This is a genomic window from Algibacter sp. Ld11, from assembly GCF_045066735.1.
In the GTDB taxonomy this organism is placed as follows: Bacteria; Bacteroidota; Bacteroidia; order Flavobacteriales; family Flavobacteriaceae; genus Algibacter.
The window spans coordinates 332,152-347,438 of the sequence record NZ_JBISHH010000024.1 but is presented as its reverse complement, the minus strand read 5'-3'; the positions used below and the strand labels follow the sequence as shown (position 1 = coordinate 347,438).

Below are 15,287 nucleotides of genomic sequence, written 5' to 3'. Positions count from 1 at the left end.
TAGTTTTTAAAAGTGGTAAAAAGCACCTTCTAAGTGCTCAATGTGAAAATCTTTACCTTGCTTTACAATAGCAACAACATCAAAACGAACTTCTACGTCAAGATCGTTCGCAATTACATAGGCATCAATAGCCTTTACTAAACGTTGAATTTGTTTTGGTTTCACAAAATCTTGAGGATTACCAAAGTTACTAGTAGACCTTGTTTTAACTTCTACAACCGCCAGAACATCTTCTTTTTTCGCAATAATATCAACTTCTGCCTTTTGGTATCGGTAATTACGCGCCACAATAGCATATCCGTTTTTCAACAGAAAATCGACAGCTAACTGTTCTCCTTTTTTACCGAGTTCGTTGTGTTTTGCCATGATGTTAAAGTTCCTTTATCCTCTAAATAAGAAGAAATCATCTTTCATATCCTCAATTTGTGCATCTTCATTAGTAATGATATAATCAATTGCTTTAGATGTAAAAGCATCACCTTTTTCCGTTAAGGAAACAATATTTTTTTCAAATTGAATCATATTGTTTTTAAGTGCCAAATCTAACACCGTTTTAGAACGTACTTTTTGCCAATTAATATGTTCATTAAGGTGATTTACATGTCGTTCGCGCTCTTCTGTATGATTTTTAAGATGAAGAAGAAATGTTAGCAACGACACTTCTGTACGCTGTTGTTTTTCTCTATAAATAACGGCAATAACACCTTTACTTGGTGCAAATAAATAAACAGCCAAAAATAGTAAACCAAGCATAGTGGTTATCGATCCCGCAATAGAAGCGTCAAGAAAATGCGCTAACCAATACCCAGAAATCGCGCTAAACACACCAAAACAAATAGCTAAAACAAGCATGCGTTTTAAATTATTTGTAAGTAAATAAGCCGTAGCAGCAGGAGAAATCATGAGTGCTACAACTAAAATAGCTCCAACAGCATCGAAGGCTCCAACGGTTGTTATGGATGATACCGTCATTAAACCGTAATGGATAATGGCTGGCGAAAAGCCCAAAGAAGCCGCTAAACCAGCATCAAAAGTGCTTACTTTTAATTCCTTGAAAAAGGCTATTAATAAACCAATGGTTATCAACAAAATAACACCTATAACCCATAACGCTTTTGGACCAATATCTATCCCAGAAACCATAAGCCTATCAAAAGGTGTAAAGGCAAGCTCGCCAAGTAAAACAGCATCAATATCTAAGTGAATATCGTTAGCATTTTTAGCAATCATGATAACACCAATACTAAACAAAATAGGAAACACCAAACCAATAGCAGTATCCTCCTTTACTAAGCCTGTTTTTTGAATATACTCCACCAAAACAACAGTGATAATCCCTGTTAAAGCAGCCAATAATATAAGTAATGGAGAATTTAAATCTTGTGTAATAAAAAAGCCAATAACAATTCCTGGTAAAATAGAATGACTAATAGCATCGCTAATCATGGCCATTTTTCTAAGAACTAAAAATGTTCCTGGAATAGCACATGCAACAGCGACTAAACTAGCAATAAGTTGTATTTCAATCTGCGCGTTACTCATTATCTTCGTTTTGTTGATTATACAAATTAGATGCTGTTTTATATCCTTCTTCAGTTAAACTCCATTTCTTCCCTTTTAAGGTAACGTAATGCTTATCGACTAATTTTTGGAGCGTTCCTGTTGTATAGCCTTGAAAATTATTTAAAATTTTAATAGTATGTGGATGCGAAATATCATCGTGTGTTTCCGCGATATGAAACATAAATGCTAATGTCTTGTGAAGCTCCAAATCTCTACGATTTTTAATAAATCTAATTTGTTTAAAAAGTAAACCTCGACTTGGTGAAAATATAAAAGACACTAAAACAAAAACACCTGCAACAATAACAATAACAGGCCCCGTGGATAAATTGTTTTGGCTCGCACTAATAGCTGTTCCAAAAACGCCAGAAAAGGCACCAAATACAGTTGCTAAAAACACCATAAGCCCTAAGCTATTTGTCCATTGGCGTGCAGCCGCGGCAGGTGCCAAAAGCATAGCACTCATTAGTACCACACCAACCGTTTGCAAACCTAAAACAATAGCCAAAACTATAAATGATGTTATTAAAACATCAATAAACTTAGTATTAAAGCCCAATGTTTTAGTATAATCGGCATCGAAAAGTAGTATTTTAAACTCTTTCCAAAAGAGCAATAAAACAAATAAACACACACCCGTCACAATGGCCATTAACCAAACATCACTCTCTACTAACGTAGCCGCTTGACCAAACAAATACTTGTCTAAACCAGCCTGATTAGCATTAGGTTGTTTTTGAATAAATGTAAGAAGTAACATTCCAAAACCAAAAAACAAAGATAAAATTAAGCCCAAAGCCGTATCGGATTTTAAATGTGTTTTTTTAATAATACTTCTAATCCAAAAAGTACCAAGAAGCCCACTAACCAAAGCGCCTAAAAGTAAGACATTACTATCTTTTGCTCCAGTAATTAAAAAAGCGATTGCAATACCTGGCAATGCTGCATGTGAAATAGCATCACCTAAAAGACTCTGTTTTCTTAAAACAGCAAAGCTACCGAGCATTCCAGTAACAGCGCCAAGAATAGCCGTACCAAACGTTATGGTTCTAAGTGTATAATCTGAAAAGACTAGGTTAAAATATTCTGTTATGTTCATTTCTATTCTATAAAACGCATTGTTTTCATATTGCAACAAGCACTATAATTATTCCTGAATACTCACTTTATAATTTATACCATAGGTTTTAGTTAAATTATCGTCGTTGAAAATATCTTTAACTGGACCTGTGGCAATTTTTTTCACGTTTAAAAAAGTTACCCAATCAAAATACTCCGGAACCGTTTGTAAATCGTGATGCACAACAATTACTGTTTTTCCAGCTTTTCGTAGTTCTTTTAGAATATTAATTATAGCAATTTCCGTAGTAGCATCTACACCTTGAAACGGCTCGTCCATAAAATAAATTGATGCGTTTTGCACTAAAGCTCGCGCTAAAAATATACGTTGCTGCTGCCCTCCAGAAAGCTGACTTATTTGTCTATTTTTAAAGGCTAACATACCTACTTTTTCTAAAGCTTCTAAAGATTCTTTTTTTTCTTTTTGACCAGGACGTTTAATCCAACCCAAGCTCCCGTAAGTCCCCATAGTTACAACGTCTAAAGCTGTAGTAGGAAAGTCCCAATCAACACTACCTTTTTGTGGCACATAAGCTACCAAATGGCGTTGTTTTTCATAGCTCTTACCAAAAATTGACACACTACCAGCAATTGGTTTTAAAATTCCTAGAATAGATTTGATAAGTGTTGATTTTCCTGCGCCATTAGGCCCAACAATAGCCATTAGTACACCTTCAGGAATCTCTAAATCGATATCCCAAAGCACAGGCTTATAGTTATAAGCTACCGTTAAATCGTCAACCTGAACTGCTATATTTTTTTTCATTTGTTTTCAATTTTATAATAATCGCTCCAAGATTTAAATTTTCCCACAAACATTTTAAGATAATTTTCTGTGAGGAAAATATTAGACCAATCGAATCTTTGAGCTTGCACACCAAGATAGAACACAAAAACTGCTAACCCTGCTTTTGGCAATAGTATCAATTCTTTTTTGGATATTGTATTTACACTTTGATAACCTTCTAAAAAACGTTCCTTTTTTATTTCGTATTCTTCTTTGTCCATTTCTATATGAAACAGTTGTTTACAAAAATAACCAATATCTAAAATCTGCGATCCGTTGCCACAAAAATCAAAATCGAATAAGGTGATATCTTTTTGGTTGGCAATACTCATATTATCGTACCAAATATCTAAATGAACCAAACCTTTGCGCGTGTTTTCAAAAGCTGAATCTTGAAAAACATTTTCTACAGATTTAATAAATTTCATTTCTGGTAAAGCCTCTGAAAAGTATGATTTTAATTTTTGATATGGTAATTCTATAAGTGATTTTTTATTATATGTAATTCTCCCTATTGTTTTTTCTTGAGTTACATTATGCATTTTACCCATTAATTTGCCAATAGCAAAACAAGCATCTGTATTTAAAAACCTAATTTTATCACCTTCTGCGAACGAAAACAATACGGCATACCTAATGCCTTCTGGCGCTTTTATAGTTTGTATGTAAGCCTTATTTTTATCAAGTATTGGTGCAGAAACGTTTAAATTATTACTTTTTAGTCTATTTAAAAGGGCTAATTCTTCTGTTATTTCTGTTTTAGTGCGCCAATTGTAGCAATAAACTCGAAGTGCGTATTTGTTTTTTCCGTTGGAAATAAAATAGGTATGGTTCATCCCTGTTCTAAACAACGTACAAATATAACTGTCATCCAGCTCATATTGATTTTTAGTGAATTCTTCTAGGGCTTTCGCCGATATGGTTGATGTTGTAACAGGAAATACATTCATCTTTAAATTTATTTTTGAACCTTTGAATAGACTTTACTATTTACTTTTAATTTACGTTTTACACTTGCCCTAGCAGATGGTTTAGCCCTGATAGCAGCGGCATCCTTTTTTTTATGACTTACTTTACTTTATTAACGGGCCTTTATTTTAAGCTTAAGCAAACTAATAAAACCAACTTTCACTAAAAAAAGATATAGTGAATAGCAGGTTTAGCTTCTAAAAAACACATTACTTTAAAGCATTTACTATGGTACTTACATTGTATTTAAACATACCGATGTACGTGCCTTCGGGAGTTCCTGCACTACCCAGCGCATCGGAATAAAGCGAACCTCCAATATCTACATTATGATCTTTTGAATTTACAGCCGCTTGCAATGCTTCTATGGTACGCTTTGGCACTGAACTTTCTACAAAAATGGCTTTAATTTTATTTTCTATTATATAGGCCGATAACTTTTGAACATCTTGCACACCGGCTTCTGTTGCTGTAGAAATACCTTGTAAACCGCGCACCTGAAAACCATATGCTTTACCAAAATAATTGAAGGCATCGTGAGCTGTTACTAAAATTCGTTTCTCTTTTGACAACGTTTCAATAGTGCTTTTTAAACTAACTTGCAACGCTTTTAACTCGGTGATATACTTGGCACTGTTGGCCTGAAATACATCCGTTTTTTCCGGAATAGCTTCAGATAATTTATCGGCTACAAATTGGGTGATTTGAATCCAGTATTCGGTATTAAACCAAATATGCGGATCGTAATTTGAGGCAAAATATTCTGAACCAATAAGTGTGCTTTTATCGACAGCATCGGAAAGCGCCACCGTTTTAATATTGTGCATTTTCTCGAAAACCTCAACTAACTTACCTTCTAGATGCAAACCATTATAAAAAATGATATCGGCACCAGATAGCTTCGTTACATCGCCTTCGCTGGCTTTGTAAAGATGCGGATCTACACCGCTCCCCATTAAACCTTCTACATTTACCTCATTACCTGCCACATTTTTAACCAAATCGGTTATCATGGATGTTGTGGTAACAATATTGAGTTTTTGATTGGTGTTTTTATCGCTTTTACAACTAAAAGCAATTAAGCTTATAAGCAGTATGTAAATATATTTTTTCATGTGTTTTAATTTGTTGTGAAATTACTAAAAAAAGTAACGAATTATTTAAATGCATATCTTAACCCTAAAAACGCTCTAATTCCTTGGTTTGGCGCATAAACGTAAGAAGGGTCGAAAGTTAATGCATAAGGATTATTTGGTGTGGCTTGAGCATTACCTTCTGCATCGAATGTTACCTCTCTATCAAACGGATCATTGGCTCGGGCAATAACAAACGGGTTACCTTTGTTTGGCGTCCAGTTTAATAGGTTTTTTACGCCTCCATAAATTTCTAAATTATCAATACCATCGTAGGTTAATTGTATATTTTGGATACTCCAAATAGGCGAATACTCACTTCTTGGATCTAGTTCTCCCAATAAAGGTAATCGCATTGGTCCGTAAACGTTACCCGTATAATCTAATGTTACATTGTATTTATAATTTTTATATGATGCCGCCCAAGTACCTGTAAAACGCTCGGTAAGTATTTGGCGCGCCTTAACACCATTTTCTGTTTGAGAAACATCTTGAATTGTTCCACCAATTAAAAGTTTAACTCCACTTGCAATTACAGCATCTATATTTAAACTAACTCCTTTTGTTACGGCCGTTCCATCTAGATTATCGTAAATTATTTGCGTGGCATTTGTATCGTAGTCTGGCGTTATTAAGTTTGAGAAATGCGTGTACCAAATAGAAGCATCGAGACCAATAATCATCCCTGATTTTGTATACATTTTTTTTAGATAGTTTACATTTACATTAAAAGAACGTTCAGGCTTTAGTTCTTCCGCAATAATAACATCTCTTGCTCCAGTAAGCGCCGCATGTTCTTCTGTAAAAATATTTACTACACGAAAACCTGTGCCTGCATTTATTCTAAAAACATCATTTTCGGTTGGCTTAAACTTATAGGCTATTCTAGGCGTAAAAATACTTCCATGTCTCTCATCATAATCATAACGTGCGCCCAATAATAAGGTTTGCTTTTCGCTAAGTTTAATTTCATCTTGAGCAAAAAGCGAAGGTATAACCACCTCATCGGCTGTTACTGTTGCCGGAGTATTATCGTTATAATAATTATATCTTACTGCGGCTCCAAAAAGTAAATCATGATTTTTGAGTGGTTTATCCCATGTAAATTGACCAAAACCAATTTTTTGACGTGCTAAATATTCTACATCACCGTACACAGAGTTTTGATCATGATCGTTATAAGAAAACTGGAACATCACTTTTTCTTTTATAGGGAGTTGATATTTTCCTAAAATTTCGCCACGTTTGGTATAAATACTCTCTCCATAAATTTCGTCTCCTCCGCGAAAAGAAGAGTTCCATTGCATTTCTCCACCCCAACGATCTTCATAAAAAAGACGACCAGCAATAGATAACACTCTATTCTCTTTACGTTTAAAGTTCCATTTTTGAAAAACTGATATTCTATTTTGAAGTGTTAAGTCTGTAAAATTATCACCATTATTATCAATAGGATTATTGTAGTTAAAGTAGTTAACTCCGAAAAGCAAGTTTGCTTTTTTTCCAACTCGAGTATTAAATCCTAAATCTAAATTAAGCTCACCCCAACCAGTACCGTAAGTATCAGCAAAAAAACGAGGTGCATTTTCAGGCAGCTTAGTAATAATATTTATAAGTCCGCCAACAGCTTCACTTCCATAAAGAGATGATGCAGGACCTTTAACAATTTCAATTTGTTCTATTAAAGAGTTTGGAATTCCTGATAAACCATAAACCGTAGAAAGTCCGCTTACAATTGGCATACCATCTATTAAAACTAAAGTATATGGCCCTTCTAAGCCATTAATATGAATATCTCCAGTATTACATACATTGCAATTTATTTGCGGACGCACACCATTGACGTTTTGTAGTGCTTCAAAAATATTAGGTGTTGGATTCTTCTTTAAAAATGCGGTAGAATAAACTTCTACAGGCACAGGACTATCTAATCTAGAAACAGCCTTTAATGTTCCTGTTACCACAACCTCATCTAATAATTCAGATTCTGGCAAATTAAAATTGATAGTTATATCTTTTGATTGAGATACAATTATATTTCTCTTTTGTGTTTGATAACCTGTAAATGAGGCAATGATAGTATATTTTCCTGGTGTAACATTTTTAAAATTAAACACGCCGTTATCATTAGAAACTGCTCCTTTTTGAGTTCCTTTTAAATATACATTTACATACGGTAATGCATCGCCATTTGTAGATGTTTTTCCCGTTATAGTTTGCGCGCTTACCACATAACTTAATAGAAACAAAAGTACAAATATTAGGTTTCTCATGTTTTTTATTTTTGACAAATATAAAAATATTTTTAGACAAGTCTAAAAATATTTTTAAAGTTTTAATTATTATATCTTTGTGACATCTCTAAAAAAACATTATGGTCACCCTTACGGAAGAAAATTACATCAAAGCTATTTACCACTTAGGCAAGCAAGGCGAAAATAATGTTAGTACAAATGCTATTGCTAAAGAGATGGAAACTAAAGCCTCCTCTGCCTCTGATATGGTTAAAAAGCTTTCTGAAAAAGGTTATGCCGATTATAAAAAATACCAAGGCGTTACGTTAACTAAAGAAGGAAAACTTATTGCTGTTAACATTGTTAGGAAACACAGATTATGGGAAGTGTTTTTATCTGAAAAATTAAACTTCTCCTGGGATGAAATTCATGATGTTGCAGAACAGCTAGAGCACATAAAATCGGAGAAGCTTATTAAGCAATTAGATGCGTTTTTAGAATACCCATCTCACGATCCACATGGCGACCCAATTCCGGATGAAAATGGAAGAATACAAAGCATAGATAAAATATTATTATCGCAAGCTAAAGTTAATAATGTTTGTATTTGTGTTGGCGTTAAAGATTCTTCTTCAGAATTTTTAAAATACTTAGATAAACATAGTATAGCCTTAGGCACAGAGCTAAAAGTAACCCATAAAGAGCCTTTTGATAACTCCATCACTATTGCTATAAATCATTCAGAATTTATAATTTCGAATATAATAGCTAATAATTTATTTGTAAAACTCGGCTAACCTCTACTTTATAAAAAAAATATTACAAAATTAACATGAGGCACGAATTTTGATTCAATTTAAATATTCAAAATTCAAAATATGAAGTCGTTTTTACTCGTTTTTGTTGTTACAGTATTATGTTTTTCTTGCATTCCGGTGCGCATTGCTCCAACCATTGAAACCGACAAAGTTATGGTTGCTAAAAAATTTAAACGTAAGCTACCCAAGCGCCAAGCTTTTATTTTTGAAGACCCAAAAAACGCCAACGAGTTTTATAATTATGTAAATACGAAACATGAATTACAACACCAAGATGTAGAATTTAATGTTCCTTTTGAAGTTGATGGTACACTATTTTATTTTTCGTTTCACGAAGTAGAGATTCCAGACAAAACCATCAATCTTATCCCTATTATAATTGACGCTAAATTAGACAACGGCGGTCACAGCCATCTATTTGAGGACAGTTACGCATCGAGACACGGAAACTGGTATATTGCCATTACCGTAAATGATGAAGACATGAATGATTGCCTAAAACCCAAAAGCCCACATCAAGCATCCGTTTTAAAATATTTAAAACAGATGCGATTAGAATACTTAAATACAAGCAATTACTTAGAAGCTTTATTAAGACGATAAATTAATTCTTTTTAAAACGGACTTGCTTTCTAATTTTTTTAGGAAACTTTTTTATAGAGGTTAAGGTTAAATCTTTGTAGTAACACTCAGCAGCTTCCGATTGAATTTGAATTTGGCCTTTATCTAAAATTTCACCTGTATCGTTTTTTGCGTTTTCAACAACCATAACGACATGGCCATTTACTACGTGCACTGCATTATTCCCTAATACATAAATCTCTAAAAGATTCCACTCACCATGAGGTACATCGTGCTCTGATCCCGCATTAATGTATCCGTTTGCCTCAAAATACGCATCGGAATTTCGATTATACTTTTTAGATTCACCTCTAACTACAGCAGTTGGCTTACCTCTTTTAGGACTCGCAGTTCCACCTCCTAAAGGAATAAAATCTCCTAAATCTGTTTCTTGTACTTGATATTCTAGAGATGTTTTCCAGGTCTTCCAAAAAGCCCCTTGTTCGCCATAACAATGGTAAAGAATACCACTATCGCGTTTTGCATCTAATCTTGGTTCCCATTTTTTATCACCCCATTTAAACAAGGTACTTAAATGATAATTTTCGTAGTCTTTTTTAGTATTTATTCCTCCTAAAATTTCCCCACTAATATTTAATATTAATTCTCCATTTTCTTCTGTAACCGTAAAAACATCTTTAATATCGTTGTTTAAACCTAAAGCGGTACCGTTATGCACATTATCAGATTGATATGTACCTTCAGGCAGATTGGTAACAGTGGCATGTGGAACTCCTATCCATTTTTCAAACTGACTTAAATCCTTATCCAGTAAATAAATGGTTTTAGAGTTTTTTTGAGCCGCTACGGTTAAACTTGTTAAAATTAAAAATAGGGAAATGTACTTGAATTTAGAATGCATGGTTGGCTTATTTAGTTTAGCCAAATATAGATATATTCTTAAAAAGTAAGTAATATTTACTCTATGAATCTGTTTTAATGACAGCCGCAACCATCATCTCCACCGCAGGCCTTTTTAGCACTTGGTTTCTTTACAAAGTATTTTTTAACCAAAGACCAAACCGCAAAAGCTACGGCTGCAAAAACGAGTATATTTTGAATTATAGTGTTCATTTTCTTTTAGTTTTTATTTCAATAATTGAAAAGCAATTAAAGCTGTAATATAAGCAATTGCCGTCATGATTATTAATTGCCAAACTGGCCATTTCCAGCTATTAGTTTCTCTTTTCACTACAGCTAACGTACTCATGCATTGCATTGCAAAAGCGTAAAACAAAAGCAGAGAAATTCCTGATGCCAACGTAAACAACGGCCCTCCTAAAACAGGATTAACCTCTTTAGCCATTCTATTCTTAATAGTGTCCTCATCATCATTACCAACACTATAAATAGTAGCTAATGTTCCAACAAAAACCTCACGAGCAGCAAAACTACTTACAATAGCAATACCAATTTTCCAATCGTATCCCAAAGGTCTAATAGCAGGTTCGATGGCATGCCCGGCAATACCAATAAAGGAATGCTCTAACTTATGCGAAGCTATTTTTTGTTGTAATTCATCGTCAGATAAATTATTAGCAACGTTTTCAGTTTTTATAATTTCTTCCGCATTATTAAAATTATCGCCTGGCCCATAAGACGCCAAAAACCAGAGCACGATAGAAATCGCTAAAATAATTTTACCAGCACCAAATACAAAAGACTTCGTTTTTTCGATAACCGTAAGCGCAACATTTTTAAAAAGCGGCAATTTATAGTTAGGCATTTCTACCACGAAGAAAGATTTACTCTTTATTTTAAGCACTTTATTTAGAATGTATGCTGAAATAACAGCGGAAACAAAACCGAGTAAATACAACAACATTAACGTTAATGCCTGATAGCCCAAACCTAAAAAACGTCCTTCTGGAATAACCAACGAAATAATAATTAAATACACCGGTAAACGCGCCGAACAGGTTGTAAATGGCGTTACTAGTATTGTAATTAATCGTTCTTTCCAGCTCTCTATATTTCGCGTTGCCATAATAGCTGGAATTGCACAAGCTGTACCAGAAATAAGTGGCACAACACTTTTTCCGCTAAGGCCAAAACGCTTCATAATGTTATCCATCAAGAATACCACACGGCTCATATATCCACTTTCTTCTAAAACAGAAATAAAGAGGAACAAAAAGGCAATTTGTGGAATAAAAATTACAATTCCGCCCAGACCAGAAATAATACCTTCGGCTAATAAATTAGTAAAAGCACCAGGTGGCAATGTGGTTTTTACCCACTCGCTTAACGATGCAAAAGCTCCGTCTATTAAATCCATTGGTACACTAGACCAATCGTAAATTGCTTGAAAAATAGTAAGTAGAATAAAAAAGAAAATAACATAACCCCATACTTTGTGAGTTAAAATTCTATCGAGCTTAGACCGTAAATCTTTAGCCTGAGAAACATCTATAGTTTTTCCTTTTTTAAGTACATTATTTATAAACTGATAACGCTTTATAGTTTCACGCTGCTGCAAACGTTTTAAATCGCCACTTGTTTTTGTTTTAAAACTTGCTATGGCATCAATTTCATTTCTATCGGTTTTTCCGAAATTAACATCTTGAGTAATTACTAACCAAAGCTTATAAATTAATTGATTAGGAAAAGCTTTTCTTAAGGCATCGAAATAAGGCTTATCAATTTCCGATGGATCTAAACAAGGTGTTATCGATAAATCTCTGTAATTAGCAATAAGCTCTTTCAACCTATCTACCCCTATTTTTTTACGCGTACTTATTAGTGCAATTTTAGTTTGAAGTTGTTTTTCCAAATAATCAATATCCAATGAAATACCTTTGTATTTCATCCTATCGGACATATTTATTACTAAAATCGTCGGAATTTCTAAATCTTTTATTTGAGTGAAAATTAAAAGATTTCGTTTTAAATTCTCTACATCGCTAACAACAACAGCAACATCTGGATAGTCTTTATCATTTTTATTTAAAAGCAACTCGATAACCACACTTTCATCAAGCGACGACGCATTTAAACTATACGTTCCTGGCAAATCAATAATGTGCGCTTTTACACCACGTGGCAACTTACAAACACCTTCTTTTTTCTCTACCGTGATACCCGGATAGTTTCCAACTTTCTGATTTAAACCTGTTAAAGCGTTAAAAACTGAAGTTTTACCCGTGTTTGGATTACCTATTAAGGCGACGTTTATTTGCTTACTCATAGGCTACTTTTTCAATTAAAATATGCGAAGCTGTTTCTTTTCTAATAGCTACATGCGACCCATTTATGTTTAAATACATTGGGTCCTGAAAAGGAGCAAGCTGAATTAACTCGACAAAATTCCCTGGTAAACACCCCATTTCTAATAATTTTAGTGGGATATTTTTAGATGAAACATCGGTAATAACACCGCGTTCGCCTCTTTTTAAATGTGCTATAGTGTATTGCAAGCTTATTTAGATTGATTTTAAAGAAGCAAAAGTAATGTAAATGTTTAGAAGTTAAAAAGTTTATCGAAAATAGTTTGAGGTTTTTAAGTCGTAATTATAACCAACAGCTTTCAGTTTTGCACCAATTTACATGGCGAAGAACACTTATTCTTCTTCTTTTAAAATTGAAATATCACTTAGCAGCCTGTTAATATCTTCTTCATTAGTGCCATCATAGAAACCTCTAATTTGCCGTTTTTTATCAATAAGCATAAAGTTTTCGGTATGCACCATATCGTAAGGCCCACCAAATTCGGCATCTTTAACAGCCAGATAACTTTTTCTAGCCAAGTCGTAAATTTCTTTTTTATCACCAGTTACTAAATTCCACTTTTTATCGTTCACTCCTTTCTTTTCAGCATAGCGCTTTAATTGTGCTACGGTGTCAATTTCCGGGGTTACAGAATGAGAAAGTAACATCACCTCATCATCATTTATAATTTTCTTTTGAATTTTAACCATATGGTCCGTCATTATCGGGCAAATAGTTTGGCAGGTTGTAAAGAAAAAATCGGCAACGTATATTTTATTTTTATAATCGTCTTGTGTTATGGTTTTACCGTTTTGATTTAACAAAGCAAAATCGGCAATTTTATGATATTTTTTTTGATACTGAAGTGTGCTATCTACCAACTCTGCACTTACCGATGCGGGCTGATAAATTGGTAATGGTTGGTAAACGTTTAATGTGTTATAAATTAAAGACACAATAACCACGGAAATAACACCAAAAACAATGAAGAAAATCTTATATTCTTTAAAAATAGAGCCCATTATCTATAAATTTTAGACAAAAATACGAGATATTTTAGATAAGCCCATTGTGAGTGAAGCCTAAATTCCTGTTAAAACCAATGGCTTTGTTTGATTGTCTTTTTTAAAGTTGGTTTAAAAGCTTACTTTTGTGCGATTCTAAAAAATTGATTGAAAAACATATGGAGTTTGTTATTAAAATATCGCAGTTTTTGCTAAGTCTTTCGCTGTTAATTGTTTTACACGAATTAGGGCATTTTATTCCTGCAAAACTTTTTAAAACGCGAGTAGAAAAATTTTACTTATTTTTTGACGTAAAGTTTTCTTTATTTAAGAAAAAAATTGGAGATACTGTATACGGAATTGGCTGGTTACCTCTTGGTGGCTATGTTAAAATTTCGGGTATGATAGACGAAAGTATGGATACCGAGCAAATGGCAAAAGAGCCACAACCATGGGAATTTCGATCTAAACCGGCTTGGCAACGATTAATTATTATGCTAGGTGGTGTTACTGTAAACTTTGTTTTAGCTGTAGTAATATATATTGGCATGAGTTATTTTTATGGTGATAAAATTTTACCTGTACAAAATATTCAAGATGGTTTACTAGTACAAAGTAGTGTTGCCAACAATGCAGGGCTTCTAACTGGTGATAATGTTATTGCCGTAGATGGAACAAAAATTGAAGATTATTCTCAAGTTTCTGAAAAAGTGCTTTTCGGAAAAGAAATAACTATTGAGCGTAACGGACAAGAAAAAACTATTACATTTCCACAAGATTTTTTAGCACAACTTATAGACTCTAAAGAAAAAGGATTTATTAATTTAAGAATGCCTTTTGTTGTAGTTGAAGTTCCTGACACCTCGGCTAACAAAAATAGCGGACTTAAAAAAGGAGATATTATTGTTGGTTTAAATGATTACAAAACCAAATATGTTGACCAAGTTACTGCTGGTTTAGATAAATTTAAAGGACAACAAATTTCAGCAACTATACTAAGAGATAATAAAGAAACAACCTTACCATTAAATATTAGTAGCGATGGGAAATTAGGCTTAGTTTATGCACCACAATCTACATATTCTACGCTAGAAGCTTTAAATTATTACAAATTTGAAACTAAAGAATACGGCTTTTTTGAAGCTATTCCGGTAGGATTAGAAAAAACAGGTGAAAAAATATCATCTTACATCACACAGTTTAAAGCCATTTTTACACCTAGCACAGGCGCATACAAAGGCGTAGGTGGCTTTAAAGCTATTTATGATATATTTCCTAGCTTTTGGAGCTGGCAAGTATTCTGGGGTATTACAGCGTTTTTATCTATTATGCTAGGCGTTTTAAACCTACTTCCTATTCCTGCATTAGATGGTGGACACGTTATGTTTTTACTATACGAAATGATCTCCGGAAGAAAACCTGGAGATAAATTTATGGAGTATGCACAAATGGTTGGATTCTTTCTTTTAATAGCACTAGTACTATTTGCAAACGGGAACGATGTTTACAAAGGAGTAACAGAATGGTTAAACAATAAATAATTTAAAAAAAATTAAAAAAATGTTTGCGGCATTTAAATAAAGTTCTATATTTGCAACCGCTAAGCAAAATAGCACAGTCCTTCTTAGCTCAGTTGGTTAGAGCATCTGACTGTTAATCAGAGGGTCCTTGGTTCGAGCCCAAGAGAAGGAGCAAAATTAAGTCTAACAGAAATGTTAGACTTTTTTGTTTTTAATAGGTTCCTGTAAACTTCTACAATTACAGTATTTCTGCGTTTTATTCTAAAAGTCAAATTGCCTCATTGATTAAATCAAAAGGCATACAATTCGGTG

15 protein-coding genes and 1 tRNA gene are annotated in these 15,287 nt (G+C 33.6%); 4 read left to right on the top strand and 12 right to left on the bottom strand.

The window, feature by feature from the left end:
• Positions 1–6: 6 nt before the first annotated feature.
• From ACJJV4_RS11885 to ACJJV4_RS11855, 7 genes are all read right to left on the bottom strand, one after another.
• Complete coding sequence (locus ACJJV4_RS11885) at positions 7–366, bottom strand: YraN family protein (RefSeq protein WP_405294681.1); 360 nt, start codon at positions 364–366, stop codon at positions 7–9.
• Positions 367–381: 15 nt separating this feature from the next.
• Positions 382–1,542: a metal ABC transporter permease gene (locus tag ACJJV4_RS11880; protein ID WP_405294679.1), complete on the bottom strand. Its 1,161-nt coding sequence runs from the start codon at positions 1,540–1,542 to the stop codon at positions 382–384.
• Positions 1,535–2,662 (bottom strand): metal ABC transporter permease, encoded by a 1,128-nt coding sequence (locus tag ACJJV4_RS11875; RefSeq protein WP_405294677.1) that lies wholly within the window; start codon positions 2,660–2,662, stop codon positions 1,535–1,537. The genes ACJJV4_RS11880 and ACJJV4_RS11875 overlap by 8 nt, the downstream gene beginning before the upstream one ends.
• A gap of 48 nt (positions 2,663–2,710) precedes the next feature.
• Entirely contained in the window at positions 2,711–3,448 is a 738-nt protein-coding gene (locus tag ACJJV4_RS11870; protein WP_405294675.1) for a metal ABC transporter ATP-binding protein, read from the bottom strand.
• Positions 3,445–4,419 carry a phosphotransferase gene (locus ACJJV4_RS11865; RefSeq protein ID WP_405294673.1) on the bottom strand — a complete coding sequence of 325 codons (975 nt, stop codon included), beginning with the start codon at positions 4,417–4,419 and terminating at the stop codon, positions 3,445–3,447. The genes ACJJV4_RS11870 and ACJJV4_RS11865 overlap by 4 nt, the downstream gene beginning before the upstream one ends.
• A gap of 228 nt (positions 4,420–4,647) precedes the next feature.
• A complete protein-coding gene (locus ACJJV4_RS11860) occupies positions 4,648–5,553 on the bottom strand; it encodes a metal ABC transporter solute-binding protein, Zn/Mn family (protein WP_405294671.1) in 906 nt (301 codons plus the stop codon).
• A gap of 41 nt (positions 5,554–5,594) precedes the next feature.
• A complete protein-coding gene (locus tag ACJJV4_RS11855) occupies positions 5,595–7,844 on the bottom strand; it encodes a TonB-dependent receptor (RefSeq protein WP_405294669.1) in 2,250 nt (749 codons plus the stop codon).
• 101 nt (positions 7,845–7,945) lie between these two features.
• On the opposite strand from ACJJV4_RS11855, the gene ACJJV4_RS11850 reads away from it, so the two are divergent.
• Together ACJJV4_RS11850 and ACJJV4_RS11845 are read left to right on the top strand one after the other, a co-directional pair.
• Positions 7,946–8,602: a metal-dependent transcriptional regulator gene (locus ACJJV4_RS11850; protein WP_405294667.1), complete on the top strand. Its 657-nt coding sequence runs from the start codon at positions 7,946–7,948 to the stop codon at positions 8,600–8,602.
• A gap of 81 nt (positions 8,603–8,683) precedes the next feature.
• Entirely contained in the window at positions 8,684–9,226 is a 543-nt protein-coding gene (locus ACJJV4_RS11845) for a hypothetical protein (RefSeq protein ID WP_405294665.1), read from the top strand.
• 1 nt (position 9,227) lies between these two features.
• Here ACJJV4_RS11845 and ACJJV4_RS11840 read toward each other — a convergent pair whose 3' ends face one another.
• From ACJJV4_RS11840 to ACJJV4_RS11820, 5 genes are all read right to left on the bottom strand, one after another.
• Positions 9,228–10,106, bottom strand: coding sequence for a DUF1080 domain-containing protein (locus tag ACJJV4_RS11840; protein WP_405294663.1), 879 nt, complete (start codon positions 10,104–10,106; stop codon positions 9,228–9,230).
• Between the two features lie 74 nt (positions 10,107–10,180).
• Positions 10,181–10,318, bottom strand: a complete 138-nt coding sequence (locus tag ACJJV4_RS11835) for a FeoB-associated Cys-rich membrane protein (RefSeq protein ID WP_159018689.1) — start codon at positions 10,316–10,318, stop codon at positions 10,181–10,183.
• Positions 10,319–10,331: 13 nt separating this feature from the next.
• A complete protein-coding gene (feoB, locus tag ACJJV4_RS11830) occupies positions 10,332–12,431 on the bottom strand; it encodes a ferrous iron transport protein B (RefSeq protein ID WP_405294661.1) in 2,100 nt (699 codons plus the stop codon).
• Complete coding sequence (locus tag ACJJV4_RS11825; protein ID WP_405294659.1) at positions 12,424–12,660, bottom strand: ferrous iron transport protein A; 237 nt, start codon at positions 12,658–12,660, stop codon at positions 12,424–12,426. Before ACJJV4_RS11825 ends, feoB begins: the two co-directional genes overlap by 8 nt.
• 144 nt (positions 12,661–12,804) lie before the next feature.
• On the bottom strand, positions 12,805–13,473 hold the full coding sequence (locus ACJJV4_RS11820; RefSeq protein WP_405294657.1) for an SCO family protein: 669 nt from the start codon (positions 13,471–13,473) through the stop codon (positions 12,805–12,807).
• Positions 13,474–13,634: 161 nt separating this feature from the next.
• Here ACJJV4_RS11820 and rseP point away from each other — a divergent pair, with 161 nt between their 5' ends.
• Positions 13,635–14,996 carry an RIP metalloprotease RseP gene (gene rseP, locus ACJJV4_RS11815; protein WP_405294655.1) on the top strand — a complete coding sequence of 454 codons (1,362 nt, stop codon included), beginning with the start codon at positions 13,635–13,637 and terminating at the stop codon, positions 14,994–14,996.
• Between the two features lie 77 nt (positions 14,997–15,073).
• Positions 15,074–15,147: transfer RNA gene (locus ACJJV4_RS11810), tRNA-Asn, on the top strand.
• The last annotated feature ends 140 nt before the right edge of the window (positions 15,148–15,287 follow it).